The sequence below is a fragment of the Enterobacter sp. BNK-29 genome, assembly GCF_048684785.1.
GTDB classification, from domain to species: domain Bacteria; phylum Pseudomonadota; class Gammaproteobacteria; order Enterobacterales; family Enterobacteriaceae; genus Enterobacter; species Enterobacter cloacae_M.
Map to the genome: position 1 here is coordinate 3,057,433 of NZ_JBLQTU010000001.1, position 16,906 is coordinate 3,074,338.

Genomic DNA, 16,906 nt, shown 5'->3' on the forward strand with positions numbered 1-16,906 from the left:
AAGTCATTTCGCACTTGCCAGCCTTTTTTTGTATAGCTAATTTAGATTGCTGATTAGGTCAGCCATCAACAACGGGTGTTGTAAGGTCATGGCAGGCCTGATATAACTGCTGCGCGGTCGCGTTGTGAAGGATTCAGGCGCGATATAAATTATAAAGAGAGGAAGAGAACAGTGAATAAATCTCAACTGATTGACAAAATTGCTGCGGGTGCTGATATTTCTAAAGCTGCAGCTGGACGTGCGTTAGATGCTTTAATTGCTTCTGTTACTGAATCTCTGCAGGCTGGGGACGACGTTGCACTGGTAGGTTTCGGTACTTTTGCTGTTAAAGAGCGTGCTGCCCGTACTGGCCGCAACCCTCAGACCGGTAAAGAGATCACCATTGCTGCTGCTAAAGTGCCGGGTTTCCGTGCAGGTAAAGCGCTGAAAGACGCAGTAAACTGATTGCTTTCCCGTTTCAGGGAAGCCGGAAAGTACAAGGGCGCATCATTTGATGTGCCTTTTTTGTTTGTCCAGACCTGATTTGTGCGAGTTTATGCGAGTTGTGGGCTGACAATCGCCCCGTTTTCTTGTCACAATACGCCTTCACGCGCGACGGGCAGGATTTTCCGTCAGCGTCAGGTAACCAGTCACCTACAGCGGAGTGTTGTTACACCATGATGGACAGCTTACGCACGGCTGCTAACAGTCTCGTGCTCAAGATTATTTTCGGTATCATTATCGTGTCGTTCATATTGACCGGCGTGAGCAGTTACCTTATTGGCGGTGGCGCAAACTACGCCGCAAAAGTGAATGGCCAGGAAATCAGCCGTGGTCAGTTCGAGAATGCTTTTGCCGGTGAACGTAACCGTATGCAGCAACAGCTGGGCGACCAATTCTCTGAACTGGCGGCGAACGAAGGGTACATGAAGACCCTGCGCCAACAGACACTGAACCGTCTTATCGACGAAGCGCTGCTTGATCAGTATGCCAAAAAACTGGGCCTTGGCATCAGCGATGAGCAGGTGAAAAAAGCCATCTTCTCCACGCAAGCCTTCCAGTCTAACGGTAAATTCGACAACGCGCGTTACAACAGCATCGTCAATCAGATGGGTATGACGGCCGACCAGTACGCTCAGGCGCTGCGTAACCAGCTGACCACCCAGCAGCTCATCAATGCCGTTGTGGGCACCGATTTCATGCTCAAAGGTGAAACGGACGAACTGGCCGCGCTGGTGGCGCAGCAGCGTGTTGTACGCGAAGCGACTATCGATGTTAACGCCCTGGCGGCGAAACAGCAGGTGAGCGATGCTGACGTTAACGCTTACTACGAGCAGAACAAGAACTCCTTTGTTTCTCCAGAGCAGTTCCGCGTGAGCTATATCAAGCTGGATGCGGCCGCGCTGCAGGAAACCGCGTCTGATGCTGAAATCCAGTCTTACTACGATCAGCATCAGGATCAGTTCACTCAGCCGCAGCGTAACCGCTACAGCGTGATTCAGACGAAAACTGAGGCCGATGCTAAAGCGGCGCTGGATGAGCTGAACAAAGGCGCTGATTTCGCGACCGTTGCGAAAGCGAAATCCACCGACATTATCTCTGCAAAAAACGGCGGTGATATGGGCTGGCTGGAAGACGCGACCACCCCTGACGAGCTGAAAAATGCCGGTCTGAAAGAGAAAGGTCAGCTTTCAGGCGTTATTAAGTCTTCCGTTGGTTTCCTGGTCGTGCGTCTGGACGACATCACCGCGGCGAAAACCAAGCCGCTGGCTGACGTTCGCGATGATATCGCGGCGAAAGTGAAACAGGAAAAAGCGCTGGATGCCTATTACGCGCTGCAGCAGAAGGTGAGCGATGCTGCCAGCAACGACAACGAATCTCTGGCAGGTGCAGAGCAGGCGGCGGGCGTGAAGGCGGTTGAGACGGGCTGGTTTGGTCGTGACAACCTGCCGGAAGAGCTGAACTTCAAACCGGTTTCTGATGCTATCTTCAACGGTGGTCTGGTGGGTGAGAACGGCACGCCGGGCAGTAACTCTGACATCATTACCGTCGACGGCGATCGTGCGTTTGTGTTGCGCGTCAGCGAACACAAGCCAGAAGCGGTCAAACCGCTGGCGGAAGTGAAGGATCAGGTTGTCGCTCAGGTTAAGCACAACAAAGCGGAACAGCAGGCGAAGCTGGATGCTGAGAAGATTCTGTCCGATCTGAAAGCGGGTAAAGAAGACGCGCTGAAAGCGGCTGGCCTGAGCTTCGGTGAAGCGAAAACGCTGAGCCGTACCGGCCAGGACCCAATCAGCCAGGCCGCGTTTGGTCTGACGCTGCCTGCGAAGGACAAGCCAAGCTTCGGTACCACCACCGATACGCAGGGTAACGTCGTTCTGCTGGCGCTGGATGAAGTGAAAGCCGGTACCCTGCCAGAAGCGCAGAAGAAAGCTATGGTTCAGGGAATTACCCAGAACAATGCCCAGATTGCCTTCGAAGCCATGATGAGTAACCTGCGCAAAGAAGCCAAAATCAAGCTGGGTGATGTGATGACTCAGCAGCAGTAATTACGTGTCTGCTCGCAGATTTTCGTAACGCTCTGCAAAAACTAAAGGCCGCTTTCGCGGCCTTTTCCATTTCTGCAATCTGCTGTTTGTGCCGGTTATAACTCGCGGCTATTGTGACCTGGCTGTCAACAAACAAGGAGATAACAGCATGAAATGTGGAATCAAAGCACTGTTAATTACGCTGGCTATTGCCACCACCGGGATGAGTGCGGGTGCGATGGCGTCGGCCCCCGCCGCCAAAACACAAGCTACCCAGAACAGGTCCGACGCGGCAGCGCCGGTGCAAGGGCAAACCAAAGCGACAGACGCCGGTAAAAGTGCGGATGATGACGGTACGCGGGTCAGTATCAATTCGGCCTCAGCGGAAGATCTCGCCCGTGCGATGAATGGCGTGGGCCTGAAAAAAGCGCAGGCCATCGTCAGCTACCGCGAAGAGTATGGTCCTTTCAAAACGGTCGACGATCTCAAGCAGGTGCCGGGCATGGGCAGCGCGCTGGTTGAGCGCAACCTCTCACACCTGACGTTGTAATTACGCAATTTCTTGCACTGCGGCAAAATTTTGCCAGGATAAAGAGGTCATACCAGTTATGACCTCTCTTCCTACAATAACAGTAAAGGCTATTGCGCTATGCAGACAAAAATCAAAGTACGCGGTTTTCATCTCGACGTTTATCAGCATGTGAACAATGCTCGCTATCTTGAGTTTCTTGAAGAAGCGCGCTGGGACGGGCTGGAAAATAGCGAAAGCTTTCAGTGGCTGACCGCGCACAACATCGCGTTCGTGGTCGTCAATATCAACATCAACTACCGCCGTCCGGCCGTGCTGGGTGATGTGCTCACGGTCATCAGCCAGGTGCAGCAGATCAATGGCAAAAGCGGGGTCTTAAGCCAGGTGGTGACGCTCGATCCAGAAGGGCAGGTGGTCGCAGATGCGTTGATCACCTTTGTCTGTATCGATCTGAAAACGCAGAAAGCGCTACCGCTGGAAGGGGAATTGCGGGAAAAGCTGGAGTTGATGATCGCTTAGAAAGTTTGTCTTTTATAAAAGACAAAAGGATTTTTCAGGGATAGAATAATGGACAGGGACTATGTCGTTGAACGCTACCGGACCCGTGACGGAAAAGTACCGTTTGAGGAGTGGGTAGCCAGAATGAATCGAAGGGATCCGGATATGGTTTTCCGGATCCTTATGCGGATTAACCGCGCGATAAAACGTAATTTTGGCGATTACAGGTATCTCAGGGAAGGTGTTTGGGAGATGCGAGTCGACAGTGGCCCCGGCTACAGAATCTATTTTTCAGTAGAGAATCGGCAGGTTTTATTGTTACTGATCGGTGGTGACAAAAAGAGCCAAAAAGCGGATATCAAACTGGCAATAGATTACTGGAAAGATCATCAAACAAAAGGACATTCCTATGAGCGCCAATGAACGAAAATATTCGAGTTCCGTTAGCCACCATGATGCTGTTGTGAAAATGCTGCGAGAGAATCCTTCCTACGCTCAGCGTTATTTGCAAACAGCCCTGGAAGAGATCTATGAAGATCAGGGGATCCCCGCCTATCTCATTGCACTCCGTCAGGTCATTGAAGCGCGAGGCGGTATCGGAGAAATTTCTGCCAAAGCAGGTCTGTCCCGTCAGCAGCTATACCGAACCCTATCAGACAACGGCAACCCAACGCTGACAACGCTGATGAAAGTCACCCGTGCTGCCGGTGTGAAACTGTTCGACAGCACGGTCAAGTAGCCCTATTTAAGTCCGGTTTTTTTCTGCATCGCGGCCATCACGCCAGATTTATCGGCAAGATAGTGGTTTAGCCCGTTAGCGCGCAGATTACAGGCCGCACACTGGCCGCAACCGTCGCCTTTGATACCGTTATAGCAGGTGAGCGTTTCGCTGCGAACAAGGTCCAGCTTGCCCCAGTAGTCCGCCAGCGCCCAGGTTTCGGCTTTATCCAGCCACATGAGCGGAGTTTCAAAGCGCGTCTCTTTCGCCATCCCCAGATTTACGGCGTGGTTTAACGCTTTCACGAACTCATCGCGACAGTCCGGGTAGCCGGAGAAGTCGGTCTCGCACACGCCCGTGATCACCGCTTCGGCCTTTACCTGATAGGCATAGATCGCCGTCAGGGTCAGGAAGAGGATATTACGGCCCGGCACGAAGGTATTCGGAATGCCGCTGGCATCGGGTTCATAGTCTGGCACAGGAATACTGTCGCGGGTGAGGCTGCTCACGGCCAGTTCATTTAACAGCGTAACGTCCAGCACCTTGTGCGCGCGTGCGCCCAGTTTCAGGGCTAGTTCACGAGCAACGTCGATTTCAGCGCGATGACGCTGACCATAATCGAAAGTGACACAGTGAACTTCATCGTACTGATGAAGGGCCTGGACCAGGCAGGTAGTAGAGTCTTGTCCTCCGCTGAACACGACGACGGCACGTTTCATAAATCATCTCGACTGTTACGGTAAAAACGTTATGTTACCGTCTGACCACGACGGCGACCAGCTTCTTCACGATTTGGGAGCGGGCAGCCAGGCTTCGGTAAAGTCAAACCAGCCGCGGGTGTTGAGGCGTATACCATTCACGCCAGGCGGAGCACTGATTTGGTATTGATAATTAAAGAGTGGCGTCAGCACCGCACTCTCCATTAACCGGTTAAAGATGGCTTGCAGTCCCGCGTGTCTATCCCGAGCCTGGGCCTGAGTCTGTACCGCATCCAGCGTGGCTTGCAGATGAGCGTAAGCCGGAGCGCTAAGAACGTGCGGCCAGAGGGCATCGCAGCGCAGCCACTGTTCAAGCGTATATTCCGGCGCTTCGCCAATCAGCCTGTCCCCCATCATGATGTCTGCATCGGCAAGCTCCAGGCATCCGTCCCACGTCTTGGCGTCGTGAAAGATGACGGTCAGTTGACACCCCTGCAGCGCCAGGTATGCCTTCAACTGGCTGGCCATGGTGTGAAGCTCAACAGGGAGATGGTAAACCAGCGTCAACGTTTCAGGGAGGGTTACGTCCGATAAATCAGGCCATTCGGGGATTGCCCAGTCGGGAAGCAGTTCCTGGGTGGGCGTGATGAGCCCTTCGTTTAGCGGAAGTGTGTGAAGAAGCCTGGAGAGATGAATGATATTGATAAGCCGCTTTGCCTGGATCTCACTCAGGCGCGCGCTCTGTTTAAGCGTGAGGTAGCAGAACCCCAGGCTGGTGCTGCTGCTTACCAGCCGCAGACTTTCCAGCTCGTCAGCTTCGCCGATCGCGATTTGCACCGGGTGACGACAGCTGGTGCCCAGGCTGTAATCAAAAAGCTGGGGAGTGATCCAGTATTCGATGGCTTTGAGCAGCGGATGGCTCAGGTGATACTGCTCATGGCTTTCCAGACGAACCAGGTCGGGCTCAAAGGCGGCCAGCCGAAAGGGGCCACTGCCAACCGCAGGATGGTCGGGATGCGCCAGACGGCTACAGTAGGTTGCCAGCCTGTGCGGCAGCCAGTAGTCCGGTTGATGCAGCGTAAACGTCAGACACTGAGGATGCGTTGTTTCAATACATAAGACGCTCTGAAACAGAGTGCGCAGGGCGGGAAGCGTCAACAGCGCTGTCAGACTTCGCTGGAGTTGCGCCGTTTCTATTTTATCGCCGTTATGCCAGTGAAGGGTGGAGCGAATGTAGAAATGCCAGCGCAGGCCGTCATCAGAGACATCCCAGTGATGCGCCAGATCGCCCGCGGGTTCACTGCTGTTACCGTTAAAACGCGTCAGGCCTGAGAACACCTCTCCCGCCAGATGCTGCTCTGCCCGGCCCGGTAAAAAACCCGGCTGAAGCGGTTCCAGCGAGCGATAGTAGGGGATGCGCAGCGTCGGCGTGTCGTTTTGCCACTGCCCGCCCAAAAAAGGATGCAGTAATGAACGCAGCGCTTCAGGGGCAAGCTGGGCCAGTTCCAACGCGTTATGCTGCTGCCCGCTTTTCAGCGCCTCTTCCATCATCGCATTGCGCAGTGACTCCGGGGCGACATGGAACGTTAGCTCACCGCGCTTACCGCGGCCAGACTGCGCTCGCCAGCTGAGCCAGCCCGCCTCCTGGGCCTGGCGCAGTAAGGTTCGGACATGCCGCTCGCTACAAAAACAGCGGGCGGCCAGCTCGCTGATGGTGACCTGTTGCGTTGCACCCTGAGAAGGCTGCCAGAGGCGGTGATACTGGTTGAGTCGATTGAGCTGGCGCATAAGAAACCCGGAACAATAATTTTCATCTATTCACTATTACTTCCGTATATCTCACACGATACTGTTGCACAAGTTAACCGCATCACATTTCGGGAGTAATCATGGCTCAGCTCGCTGCATTTGATATGGACGGTACGCTGTTAATGCCGGATCACCGTTTAGGGGAAAAAACCCTGAACACGCTGAAGCGCCTGCGCGAGCGTGATGTCACCCTGACGTTTGCCACCGGGCGCCATGTGTTGGAGATGCGCCATTTGCTGGGCGCGTTTTCCCTCGACGCCTTTCTGATCACCGGCAACGGGACGCGAATTCACTCCGTAGAAGGAGATGTGCTGCACCGGCAGGATCTCAACCCGGAAGTCGCGGATATCGTGCTGCACAGCACCTGGGACACGCAGGCCAGCGTCCACGTCTTTAACGATCGGGGCTGGTTCACCGGAAGCGAAATCCCGGAATTATTGCATGCGCATGTTTACAGCGGTTTCAAATACCAGCTTATCGATCTGCGTCGGATCCCCGCCCATGCGGTAACCAAGATCTGCTTCTGCGGCGATCACGACGATCTGTGCCGCTTAAGGATTCAGCTGAATGAGGCGCTGGGCGACCGGGCGCACCTGACCTTCTCGGCGGTGGATTGTCTGGAAGTGCTGCCGGTGGGCTGTAACAAAGGCTCCGCTCTGGCGGTGCTGAGCGACCACCTGGGCTTAACGCTGCAGGAGTGTATGGCGTTTGGTGACGCCATGAACGACCGCGAAATGCTCGGTAGCGTAGGTCGCGGTCTGATCATGGGGAATGCGATGGCGCAGCTGAAAGCTGAACTTCCTCATCTGCCGGTTATTGGCCACTGCCGCAATGAAGCAGTGTCCCATTTTTTGACGCATTGGCTGGACAACAACAATCTCCCGTATTCCCCCGAATAGTGAGACCCTTCCAGCAAGCCAGACTTCGGTCTGGCTTTTTTTATTTCACCAGGTCTGCAATCTGCGCTTTCCACGGGGCGATGTCGCCGATGTTGGCCTGCACCCACTCCGCGTTGTAGTAGGTCTCGAGATAACGCTCGCCGCTGTCGCACAGCAGCGTGACGATGGAACCGGTGCGGCCTTCTTCGCGCATACGTGCGGCAAGCTGCAGTGCGCCCCACATATTTGTGCCCGTCGATGCACCCACTTTGCGGCCCAGCTGCGTTTCCAGCCAGTGCGCCGTTGCCACGCTTGCGGCATCTGGCACGCGCATCATCTCATCCACGACGTCGGGGATGAAAGAGGGCTCCACGCGCGGGCGGCCAATACCTTCAATTTTACTGCCCACCGGGCTGCGCAGTTCCGCATTGCGGTTTTGCCAGTAGTCGAGGAACACGGAGTTCTGCGGGTCAACCACCATTAGTTGGGTATCGTAGCCCTGACAGCGGATGTAGCGCCCAATCGTGGCTGACGTGCCGCCGGTACCGGCGCTCATGACGATATAGGACGGAACCGGATGCGGTTCGTGGGTCATCTGGCGGAAAATACTGTCGGCAATGTTGTTATTGCCGCGCCAGTCCGTCGCGCGCTCGGCGAAGGTGAACTGGTCCATATAGTGACCGTTCAGCTCGCGGGCCAGCATTTCGGAGGCGGCGTAGATTTCGCAGGCGCTTTCCACGAAGTGGCAGCGTCCGCCGTAAAATTCGATCTGTTCGATTTTGCGTTTTGCGGTGCAGGACGGCATTACCGCGATAAAAGGCAGGCCCAGCAGGCGGGCGAAATAGGCTTCGGACACCGCCGTTGAACCGGACGAAGATTCAATAATAGTGGTGCCTTCTTTAATCCAGCCGTTACATAAACCGTATAAAAACAGCGAGCGCGCCAGGCGATGCTTCAGGCTACCGGTGGGATGGGTGCTTTCATCCTTCAGATAGAGCTGAATGCCGTCAAATCCCGGCAGGGAAAGGCGAATCAGGTGCGTATCCGCCGAGCGCTGATAGTCGGCATTGATTTCGCTGATCGCATGTTTAACCCAGGTGCTATTCATCATCGTTATCCGTTTGTCATTTTGTGCCTAGGATAGCGAAAAGCACAGAAAAAATTGTTGCTATCTGGCCTTTAAAATAGAATGAAGAGAGAAAAATTTTCTCTGTGAGGTGGGTATGCTAGATAAAATTGACCGCAAGCTCCTTTCATTGCTGCAAAATGACTGTACCCTCTCTTTGCAGGCGCTGGCAGATGCCGTTAATCTGACCACCACCCCGTGCTGGAAGCGCCTAAAGAAGCTGGAAGATGACGGCATTCTTCTGGGGCGCGTCGCGTTGTTAGATCCCGAAAAGCTGGGGCTTGGGCTGACGGCATTTGTGCTGATAAAAACCCAGCATCACAGCAGCGAGTGGTATTGCCGCTTCGTTACTCAGGTGTCTGAGATGCCCGAAGTGCTCGGTTTCTGGCGTATGGCCGGAGAGTATGATTACCTGATGCGCGTCCAGGTGGCCGACATGAAGCGCTATGATGATTTCTACAAGCGGCTGGTGAACAGCGTCCCGGGTTTGTCGGACGTCACCTCAAGCTTCGCCATGGAACAGATTAAATACACCACAGCATTACCCATTGAATAACTTCGTAAAATACCTTCAGGAACAAACCGCGTGCGATTATTTGCCCAATTAAGCTGGTACTTTCGTCGGGAGTGGCAACGCTACCTCGGTGCAGTCGCCCTGCTTATTATTATTGCCATCCTGCAGCTGATCCCGCCGAAAGTGGTGGGGTACGTCGTGGATGGCGTCACCGAACAGCATTACACCACCGCACGGGTGTTGATGTGGGTCGGCACGCTGGTGCTGACGGCGGTCATTGTTTATCTGCTGCGCTACGTCTGGCGCGTGCTGCTGTTTGGTGCGTCCTATCAGCTGGCCGTTGAGCTGCGTGAAGATTTTTACCGCCAGCTGAGCCGACAGCATCCCGAATTTTATCTTCGTCATCGCACCGGGGATCTCATCGCCCGCGCGACGAACGACGTCGATCGTGTGGTCTTTGCCGCCGGGGAAGGGGTGCTGACGCTGGTGGACTCGCTGGTGATGGGCTGTGCGGTGCTGATCGTGATGTCCACGCAGATCAGCTGGCAGCTGACCCTGCTCGCCCTGCTGCCGATGCCGATCATGGCGCTGGCGATCAATCGCTATGGTGAACAGCTGCACGAGCGCTTCAAGCTGGCGCAGGCGGCGTTTTCATCTCTGAACGATCGCACCCAGGAGAGCATGACCAGCATCCGCATGATCAAAGCGTTTGGTCTGGAAGACCGGCAGTCTGCGCTGTTTGCCGCCGATGCGGCAGACACGGGGTCGAAAAACATGCGCGTCGCGCGTATCGACGCCCGTTTTGACCCGACGATTTATATCGCAATCGGCATGGCAAATATGCTGGCCATTGGCGGCGGAAGCTGGATGGTGGTGCAGGGCACGCTTACCCTGGGGCAATTGACCAGCTTTGCGATGTATCTGGGTCTCATGATCTGGCCGATGCTGGCGCTGGCCTGGATGTTTAACATCGTGGAGCGTGGGAGCGCCGCCTACAGCCGCATTCGCGCCATGCTGGCCGAAGCGCCGGTGGTCATCGACGGTAGCGAAGCCTTACCGGAAGGGCGCGGCGTCATGACCGTCGACGTCCGCAAGTTTGTCTACCCGCATACGGAGCATCCGGTGCTGGAGAACGTCAGCTTTACCCTGCAGCCAGGGCAAATGTTGGGCATCTGCGGCCCGACGGGATCCGGCAAAAGTACCGTGCTCTCTCTGCTGCAGCGCCACTTTGACGTCACCGAGGGCGATATCCGCTTCCACGATATTCCCCTGACCAGACTGCTGCTGGACGAGTGGCGCGGTCGCCTGGCGGTCGTCAGCCAGACGCCGTTTTTATTTTCGGACACCGTGGCCAACAACATTGCCCTGGGACGCCCCGGTGCGACGCAGGACGAGATTGAACATGTGGCGCGTCTGGCCAGCGTACATGATGATATTTTGCGTCTGCCGCAGGGGTACGAAACGGAAGTCGGGGAACGCGGCGTTATGCTGTCCGGCGGGCAAAAGCAGCGTATATCGATTGCCCGCGCGCTGCTGCTGAATGCTGAAATCCTGATCCTGGATGATGCGCTTTCCGCCGTGGACGGCCGTACCGAGCATCAGATCCTGCATAACCTGCGCCAGTGGGGCGACGGACGCACGGTGATAATCAGCGCCCACCGCTTGTCGGCGCTCACTGAAGCCAGCGAAATTGTGGTCTTACAGCACGGGCACATTGCGCAGCGCGGGCAGCATGAAACGCTTGCCGAGCAGCCGGGCTGGTATCGCGATATGTACCGCTATCAACAGCTTGAGGCGGCGCTGGACGATGCGCCTGAGCAGGATGAGGAGGCCGCCAATGCGTAAGCTCGGAACGATGTGGCCGACGCTCAAACGTCTGCTGGCCTACGGCTCGCCGTGGCGTAAACCGCTCTCCGTGGCCGTGCTTCTACTCTGGATTGCGGCGATTGCTGAAGTGAGCGGTCCGCTGCTCATCAGCTATTTTATCGACAACATGGTCGCCAAAAGCTACCTTCCGCTGGGGCTGGTGGCGGGCTTAGGCGTGGCCTACGTGGGCCTGCAGCTGGCGGCGGCAGGGCTGCACTATGCGCAGTCGCTGCTGTTTAACCGTGCAGCCGTGGGCGTCGTTCAGCAGCTGCGTACGGATGTGATGGACGCGGCGCTTCGCCAGCCGCTTAGCGAGTTTGATATCCAGCCGGTCGGGCAGGTGATTTCGCGCGTGACCAACGATACCGAGGTGATCCGCGATCTGTACGTTACCGTGGTCGCGACGGTGTTACGCAGCGCGGCGCTGATTGGCGCGATGCTGGTGGCGATGTTCAGCCTCGACTGGCGCATGGCGCTGGTGGCGATCACCATCTTCCCGGCGGTGCTGATTGTCATGGTCATTTACCAGCGCTACAGCACGCCAATCGTGCGTCGGGTGCGTGCTTACCTGGCCGACATCAACGATGGCTTCAACGAAGTGATCAACGGCATGAGCGTCATCCAGCAGTTCCGCCAGCAGGCGCGCTTTGGCGAACGCATGGGGGAAGCCAGCCGTTCGCACTACATGGCACGTATGCAGACGCTGCGGCTTGATGGTTTCCTGCTGCGTCCGCTGCTGAGCCTTTTCTCGGCGCTGGTGCTTTGCGGGCTGCTGATGCTCTTCGGGCTGAGCTCAAACGGTACGATTGAAGTGGGCGTGCTGTACGCGTTTATCAGCTATCTCGGGCGTCTTAACGAGCCGCTGATCGAGCTTACCACCCAGCAATCGATGCTGCAGCAGGCGGTTGTCGCCGGTGAGCGCGTGTTTGAGCTGATGGACAGGCCGCGGCAGGCCTACGGCAATGACGAGCGGCCTCTGCAAAGCGGGACTATTGCCTTTGATAGCGTCTCGTTTGCCTATCGTGAAGACCGGCTGGTGCTGCAGGACATCACGCTTGACGTTCCGTCGCGTGGTTTCGTGGCGCTGGTGGGGCATACCGGCAGCGGTAAGAGCACGCTTGCCAGCCTGTTGATGGGCTATTACCCGGTCACGCACGGCGAAATCCGCCTCGACGGGCGCCCGCTCGCGTCTCTCAGCCACACCGTGTTGCGTAAAGGCGTTGCGATGGTGCAGCAGGATCCGGTCGTGCTGGCCGATACCTTCTACGCGAACGTGACCCTGGGGCGAGACTACTCCCAGGAGCAGGTCTGGGACGTGCTGGAAAAAGTGCAGCTGGCAGAGCTGGCGCGCGGGTTTAGCGATGGGATCAATACCAAACTGGGCGAGCAGGGGAACAATCTCTCCGTCGGGCAAAAGCAGCTCCTGGCGCTGGCGCGGGTGCTGATTGAAACCCCGCAAATTCTGATTCTGGATGAAGCGACGGCCAGTATTGACTCCGGTACCGAGCAGGCCATCCAGCAGGCGCTGGCCGCGGTCCGCGACCATACGACGCTAGTGGTGATTGCCCACCGTCTTTCCACTATCGTCGATGCCGATACCATTCTGGTGCTACATCGCGGACAGGCAGTTGAACGCGGTACGCACCGTGAACTGCTGGAAGCAAAAGGCCGCTACTGGCAGATGTACCAGCTGCAGCTGGCGGGCGAAGAGCTGGCGGCCAGCGTGCGCGATGAAGAGTCGCTTAGCGCCTGATGCACCAAAATGAGGCGCCGCGCTAACAGTCATTCCTGTTGGTGCAAAACTGAAACGCACCCTGCACCGGCATGGTGCGTTTTTTTTCGCCTGTTCGTTTATTACGGCCGCGTAATGCTCTGTGCGCCGCCGTTCCCCCTCGTTTTCATTTCTGGCACATCCCTTGCAATACCTTCTGCGTAAGCTACGGCCATTACCGAATTCTGACTGGAGGGGATCTATGAAGCTGGTTACGGTTGTAATCAAACCATTCAAACTCGAAGACGTGCGTGAAGCATTGTCTTCAATGGGTATTCAGGGACTGACTGTCACCGAAGTGAAAGGCTTTGGTCGTCAGAAGGGTCATGCCGAGCTTTATCGCGGGGCGGAATACAGCGTTAACTTTCTGCCAAAAGTAAAAATTGATGTCGCGATTGCTGACGATCAGCTTGATGAAGTCATTGATGTCATTAGCAAAGCGGCCTATACCGGCAAAATTGGCGACGGCAAAATTTTCGTTGCCGAACTGCAGCGCGTCATTCGCATCCGTACCGGCGAATCTGACGAAGCGGCATTGTAAATAACGCCTGGCACACAGTGATAGGGATCGAGAAAATGAAGATAGCAACACTTAAAACGGGTCTGGGTTCGCTGGCACTGCTGCCGGGCCTGGCGCTGGCTGCTACCCCTGCGGTGGTCGACAAAGCCGATAACGCCTTTATGATGATCAGCACCGCGCTGGTGCTGTTCATGTCAATTCCGGGCATTGCGCTGTTCTACGGCGGTCTGATCCGTGGCAAAAACGTTCTCTCCATGCTGACGCAGGTTGCCGTGACGTTTGCACTGGTCTGCGTGCTGTGGGTGGTTTACGGTTACTCGCTGGCGTTCGGTACGGGCAACGCGTTCTTTGGTAACTTCGACTGGGTGATGCTGAAAAATATTGAGCTGACCGCGCTGATGGGCAGTTTCTATCAGTACATCCACGTTGCGTTCCAGGGCTCCTTCGCCTGTATTACCGTCGGGCTGATTGTGGGCGCGCTCGCCGAGCGTATCCGTTTCTCTGCCGTGCTGATCTTCGTGGTGGTCTGGATGACGCTCTCCTATGTGCCGATTGCGCACATGGTCTGGGGGGGCGGTTTGCTGGCAACGCACGGCGCGCTGGACTTCGCGGGCGGTACCGTTGTACACATCAACGCCGCGGTAGCGGGCCTGGTGGGTGCCTACCTGATTGGCAAACGCGTGGGCTTCGGTAAAGAAGCGTTCAAACCGCACAACCTGCCGATGGTGTTTACCGGTACTGCTATCCTCTACTTTGGCTGGTTTGGCTTCAACGCCGGCTCGGCAAGTGCAGCAAACGAAATCGCCGCGCTGGCCTTCGTGAACACCGTTGTGGCCACGGCGGGTGCAATCCTCTCCTGGGTATTTGGCGAGTGGGCCGTACGCGGTAAACCGTCACTGCTGGGTGCCTGTTCGGGGGCCATTGCCGGTCTGGTTGGCATTACGCCAGCGTGTGGTTATGTCGGCGTGGGTGGCGCGCTGCTGGTCGGCCTGGTCTCCGGTCTGGCGGGTCTGTGGGGCGTGACCGCACTGAAACGTGTGCTGCGCGTTGACGACCCATGCGATGTGTTTGGTGTTCACGGCGTGTGCGGCATCGTGGGTTGTATCATGACCGGTATCTTCGCCGCGAAATCGCTCGGTGGCGTGGGCTACGCAGAAGGCGTGACCATGGTTCATCAGGTGCTGGTGCAGCTGGAAAGTATTGCTATCACCGTTGTCTGGTCTGCCGTTGTGGCCTTCATTGGCTATAAGCTGGCGGATATGACGGTGGGTCTGCGCGTACCGGAAGAGCAGGAACGCGAAGGTCTGGACGTCAATAGCCACGGCGAGAATGCGTATAACGCCTGATAAACAGCAAAACGGCAACTTCGGTTGCCGTTTTAAGTATGTATTCCCTCTCCCGGAGGGAGAGGGGCAGGGTGAGGGCATCAGGCCGTACACAATCACCCGCGATTACGCATTACCCCTTCCTGCACCGTAGACGCGACCAGCACGCCGTCCTGAGTATAAAACTCCCCGCGCACAAATCCGCGCGCGCTCGACGCTGACGTACTCTCCACGCTGTAAAGCAGCCACTCATTCATGTTGAACGGACGGTGGAACCACATGGAGTGATCGATCGTCGCGACCTGCATCCCTTTTTCAAGGAAACCAACCCCGTGCGGCTGCAGCGCCACCGGCAGGAAGTTGAAATCTGACGCATAGCCCAGCAGATACTGATGCACGCGGAAATCTTCCGGCACGGTCCCGTTGGCCCGGATCCAGACCTGGCGCTTCGGTTCGGCGGTATGGCCTTTCATCGGGTTGTGGAACTCAACCGGGCGGATCTCCAGCGGCTTATCGCAGAGAAACTTCTCTTTGACCTGCGGCGGAAGCAGATGCGCCAGCGCGCGAGCGATATCCGTCTCTGACTTTAAAGAGTCGGGTGACGGAGCCGTGGGCATCACTTTTTGATGTTCGTAGCCGGGTTCCGGCGCCTGGAAAGAGGCGGTCATGTAAAAGATCGGCTTGCCGCTCTGAATGGCCGCTACGCGGCGCGCGCTGAAGCTGTTGCCGTCTCGCAGGACTTCAACGTCATATACAATCGGTTTTGCGCTATCGCCAGGGCGTAAGAAGTAGCTGTGGAATGAATGCACCAGACGGTCTGCCGGGACAGTCTCCTTTGCTGCGTACAGTGCCTGTCCGACGACTTGCCCCCCGAAGACCTGGCGTAAGCCGAGATCTTCGCTCTGTCCGCGAAAGAGTCCTTCCTCAATTTTTTCCAGATTCAGTAATGTCAGCAGATTGTTCAGTGCCTGACTCATAGTTGTCCTCAATAAACGCCGTAGCGAAAGATAGGCAGAGTATAACGCAGAAATGAAAGTGGTCCGATGGGTAGAATAATCTGAATATCGGCACGTTTTCAGGCATAAATCGGTGATCTGTGCCACACTTGGATACGTTATGTGATTGAAACGACATCGGATGGGATCGATCCCGCTGGTGCATTGATAAGGAGACTTCAATGAAACTCGTGCCCATGCTAAGTGGTGTAGCTATTGCGGTGGCGTTGTCCGCCTGTGCCGGTAAGAGTGCCCAGGTGCCGGTACCAGCAGCCGACCCGAACGGGATTAATACCCTTTCACAGCAATCCATTCAGCAGCCTAATGTTTCCGGTACCATCTGGATTAAACAGAAAGTTGCGCTGCCGCCGGATGCGGTATTAACCGTAACGCTGTCTGATGCTTCTCTGGCCGACGCACCGTCGAAAGTTGTGGCCCAGCGTGCCGTTCGTACTGAAGGCAAGCAGGCGCCGTTTAGCTTCGTGTTGCCGTATAACCCGTCGGACGTGCAGCCTAACGCCCGTATCCTGCTGAGCGCAGCGGTAACCATTAACGGCAAGCTGGTGTTTATCACCGATACGGTCCAGGAAGCGATCAACAACGGTGGGACAAAAATCGACCTGAACCTGGTGCCGGTGCAGCAGACCGAAGTGCCGGTCGCACCGCAGACCAATCAGCCGTCCCTGCCAACCCCACCGACTCAGATGTAATTTCTTCATTTCCCCTCTCCTCCGGGAGAGGGGTCAATACACCCAGCGAAACTTCTGCAAATCGATCTGACCCGACCCTGACACCTGCACACCCTCTGAAAGTAACGCCTGACGCTGACGCTGAAGATCCGGCCCGGTGAGCGAAATGGCGCCATGACGATTCACCACCCGATGCCAGGGAAGCGTACTGCCTTCCGGCAGCCGTTTCAGGACGCCGCCAACCTGTCGCGCCGCGCGCGGGGAACCGGCCAGACGTGCGACATCACCATAGGTGGTGACGTAGCCTTCCGGGATTGAGGCCACGATTTGCCATACGCGCTGTGGAAAGGAGTCGTGTTCGTCCATACCTTTACCTGTGGAGAGTGTCTGGAAAGCTATGGTAAACGAAGATCTTCATGATTGCTGCGCCTGTTTGCGCAAGAAACCAGCATCCGGTTGCTGG

Annotated in this window: 18 protein-coding genes; 13 read left to right on the forward strand and 5 right to left on the reverse strand. The window is 56.2% G+C overall.

The genetic code is table 11. The annotated features are described in order from the left end of the window. The first annotated feature begins 171 nt into the window (after positions 1-171). The 6 genes from hupB to ACMGGX_RS14595 all read left to right on the forward strand — a co-directional run bounded on the left by hupB (position 172) and on the right by ACMGGX_RS14595 (position 4,273). Complete coding sequence (gene hupB / locus ACMGGX_RS14570) at positions 172-444, forward strand: nucleoid-associated protein HU-beta (RefSeq protein WP_002444653.1); 273 nt, start codon at positions 172-174, stop codon at positions 442-444. A gap of 212 nt (positions 445-656) precedes the next feature. Beyond that, the gene (gene ppiD, locus ACMGGX_RS14575) at positions 657-2,528 is read left to right on the forward strand and encodes a peptidylprolyl isomerase (protein ID WP_033144773.1); all 1,872 of its coding nucleotides are present in this window, start codon (positions 657-659) and stop codon (positions 2,526-2,528) included. A gap of 148 nt (positions 2,529-2,676) precedes the next feature. Then, positions 2,677-3,057, forward strand: coding sequence for a helix-hairpin-helix domain-containing protein (locus ACMGGX_RS14580; RefSeq protein ID WP_126796944.1), 381 nt, complete (start codon positions 2,677-2,679; stop codon positions 3,055-3,057). 99 nt (positions 3,058-3,156) lie between these two features. Next, positions 3,157-3,555 carry a YbgC/FadM family acyl-CoA thioesterase gene (locus ACMGGX_RS14585; protein ID WP_181594501.1) on the forward strand — a complete coding sequence of 133 codons (399 nt, stop codon included), beginning with the start codon at positions 3,157-3,159 and terminating at the stop codon, positions 3,553-3,555. 48 nt (positions 3,556-3,603) lie between these two features. Further along, on the forward strand, positions 3,604-3,957 hold the full coding sequence (locus tag ACMGGX_RS14590; RefSeq protein ID WP_181594502.1) for a type II toxin-antitoxin system RelE/ParE family toxin: 354 nt from the start codon (positions 3,604-3,606) through the stop codon (positions 3,955-3,957). Beyond that, positions 3,944-4,273, forward strand: a complete 330-nt coding sequence (locus ACMGGX_RS14595) for an addiction module antidote protein (RefSeq protein WP_181594503.1) — start codon at positions 3,944-3,946, stop codon at positions 4,271-4,273. Before ACMGGX_RS14590 ends, ACMGGX_RS14595 begins: the two co-directional genes overlap by 14 nt. 2 nt (positions 4,274-4,275) lie before the next feature. Here the strand turns inward: ACMGGX_RS14595 and queC are convergent, their stop codons facing one another. Both queC and ACMGGX_RS14605 read right to left on the reverse strand, forming a co-directional pair. After that, positions 4,276-4,971, reverse strand: coding sequence for a 7-cyano-7-deazaguanine synthase QueC (gene queC / locus ACMGGX_RS14600; RefSeq protein ID WP_023310577.1), 696 nt, complete (start codon positions 4,969-4,971; stop codon positions 4,276-4,278). A 66-nt stretch (positions 4,972-5,037) separates the two neighbouring features. Further along, entirely contained in the window at positions 5,038-6,738 is a 1,701-nt protein-coding gene (locus ACMGGX_RS14605) for an SgrR family transcriptional regulator (RefSeq protein ID WP_420298528.1), read from the reverse strand. A gap of 101 nt (positions 6,739-6,839) precedes the next feature. Between ACMGGX_RS14605 and cof the strand changes: the two genes are divergently transcribed. Beyond that, a complete protein-coding gene (gene cof / locus ACMGGX_RS14610) occupies positions 6,840-7,658 on the forward strand; it encodes an HMP-PP phosphatase (protein ID WP_420298529.1) in 819 nt (272 codons plus the stop codon). A 40-nt stretch (positions 7,659-7,698) separates the two neighbouring features. Here cof and ACMGGX_RS14615 read toward each other — a convergent pair whose 3' ends face one another. Next, positions 7,699-8,748 carry a PLP-dependent cysteine synthase family protein gene (locus ACMGGX_RS14615; protein ID WP_231106094.1) on the reverse strand — a complete coding sequence of 350 codons (1,050 nt, stop codon included), beginning with the start codon at positions 8,746-8,748 and terminating at the stop codon, positions 7,699-7,701. Positions 8,749-8,860: 112 nt separating this feature from the next. On the opposite strand from ACMGGX_RS14615, the gene ACMGGX_RS14620 reads away from it, so the two are divergent. The 5 genes from ACMGGX_RS14620 (at position 8,861) to amtB (ending at position 14,780) form a co-directional block, all read left to right on the forward strand. Further along, a complete protein-coding gene (locus ACMGGX_RS14620; RefSeq protein ID WP_023310581.1) occupies positions 8,861-9,319 on the forward strand; it encodes an Lrp/AsnC family transcriptional regulator in 459 nt (152 codons plus the stop codon). Between the two features lie 30 nt (positions 9,320-9,349). Further along, positions 9,350-11,122, forward strand: coding sequence for a SmdA family multidrug ABC transporter permease/ATP-binding protein (locus ACMGGX_RS14625; RefSeq protein ID WP_420298530.1), 1,773 nt, complete (start codon positions 9,350-9,352; stop codon positions 11,120-11,122). Next, entirely contained in the window at positions 11,115-12,896 is a 1,782-nt protein-coding gene (locus tag ACMGGX_RS14630) for a SmdB family multidrug efflux ABC transporter permease/ATP-binding protein (RefSeq protein ID WP_063439857.1), read from the forward strand. Before ACMGGX_RS14625 ends, ACMGGX_RS14630 begins: the two co-directional genes overlap by 8 nt. A gap of 220 nt (positions 12,897-13,116) precedes the next feature. Further along, on the forward strand, positions 13,117-13,455 hold the full coding sequence (gene glnK, locus ACMGGX_RS14635; RefSeq protein WP_008503304.1) for a P-II family nitrogen regulator: 339 nt from the start codon (positions 13,117-13,119) through the stop codon (positions 13,453-13,455). 35 nt (positions 13,456-13,490) lie between these two features. After that, positions 13,491-14,780 (forward strand): ammonium transporter AmtB, encoded by a 1,290-nt coding sequence (gene amtB / locus ACMGGX_RS14640; protein WP_023310584.1) that lies wholly within the window; start codon positions 13,491-13,493, stop codon positions 14,778-14,780. A 95-nt stretch (positions 14,781-14,875) separates the two neighbouring features. On the opposite strand, the gene tesB is transcribed toward amtB, so the two are convergent. Beyond that, positions 14,876-15,736 (reverse strand): acyl-CoA thioesterase II, encoded by an 861-nt coding sequence (gene tesB / locus ACMGGX_RS14645; protein WP_348560682.1) that lies wholly within the window; start codon positions 15,734-15,736, stop codon positions 14,876-14,878. Between the two features lie 200 nt (positions 15,737-15,936). Between tesB and ACMGGX_RS14650 the strand changes: the two genes are divergently transcribed. Further along, positions 15,937-16,464 (forward strand): YbaY family lipoprotein, encoded by a 528-nt coding sequence (locus tag ACMGGX_RS14650; RefSeq protein WP_008503301.1) that lies wholly within the window; start codon positions 15,937-15,939, stop codon positions 16,462-16,464. A 33-nt stretch (positions 16,465-16,497) separates the two neighbouring features. On the opposite strand, the gene ACMGGX_RS14655 is transcribed toward ACMGGX_RS14650, so the two are convergent. After that, on the reverse strand, positions 16,498-16,809 hold the full coding sequence (locus ACMGGX_RS14655) for an MGMT family protein (RefSeq protein WP_029741631.1): 312 nt from the start codon (positions 16,807-16,809) through the stop codon (positions 16,498-16,500). Positions 16,810-16,906 lie beyond the last annotated feature (97 nt).

Coding starts and splice junctions, on each gene's coding strand:
- ppiD (WP_033144773.1), top strand. CDS start 657: ATGATGGACAGCTTACGCACGGCTGCTAACAGTCTCGTGCTCAAGATT.
- ACMGGX_RS14580 (WP_126796944.1), top strand. CDS start 2,677: ATGAAATGTGGAATCAAAGCACTGTTAATTACGCTGGCTATTGCCACC.
- ACMGGX_RS14585 (WP_181594501.1), top strand. CDS start 3,157: ATGCAGACAAAAATCAAAGTACGCGGTTTTCATCTCGACGTTTATCAG.
- ACMGGX_RS14590 (WP_181594502.1), top strand. CDS start 3,604: ATGGACAGGGACTATGTCGTTGAACGCTACCGGACCCGTGACGGAAAA.
- ACMGGX_RS14595 (WP_181594503.1), top strand. CDS start 3,944: ATGAGCGCCAATGAACGAAAATATTCGAGTTCCGTTAGCCACCATGAT.
- queC (WP_023310577.1), bottom strand. CDS start 4,971: ATGAAACGTGCCGTCGTCGTGTTCAGCGGAGGACAAGACTCTACTACC.
- ACMGGX_RS14605 (WP_420298528.1), bottom strand. CDS start 6,738: ATGCGCCAGCTCAATCGACTCAACCAGTATCACCGCCTCTGGCAGCCT.
- cof (WP_420298529.1), top strand. CDS start 6,840: ATGGCTCAGCTCGCTGCATTTGATATGGACGGTACGCTGTTAATGCCG.
- ACMGGX_RS14615 (WP_231106094.1), bottom strand. CDS start 8,748: ATGATGAATAGCACCTGGGTTAAACATGCGATCAGCGAAATCAATGCC.
- ACMGGX_RS14620 (WP_023310581.1), top strand. CDS start 8,861: ATGCTAGATAAAATTGACCGCAAGCTCCTTTCATTGCTGCAAAATGAC.
- ACMGGX_RS14630 (WP_063439857.1), top strand. CDS start 11,115: ATGCGTAAGCTCGGAACGATGTGGCCGACGCTCAAACGTCTGCTGGCC.
- glnK (WP_008503304.1), top strand. CDS start 13,117: ATGAAGCTGGTTACGGTTGTAATCAAACCATTCAAACTCGAAGACGTG.
- amtB (WP_023310584.1), top strand. CDS start 13,491: ATGAAGATAGCAACACTTAAAACGGGTCTGGGTTCGCTGGCACTGCTG.
- tesB (WP_348560682.1), bottom strand. CDS start 15,736: ATGAGTCAGGCACTGAACAATCTGCTGACATTACTGAATCTGGAAAAA.
- ACMGGX_RS14650 (WP_008503301.1), top strand. CDS start 15,937: ATGAAACTCGTGCCCATGCTAAGTGGTGTAGCTATTGCGGTGGCGTTG.
- ACMGGX_RS14655 (WP_029741631.1), bottom strand. CDS start 16,809: ATGGACGAACACGACTCCTTTCCACAGCGCGTATGGCAAATCGTGGCC.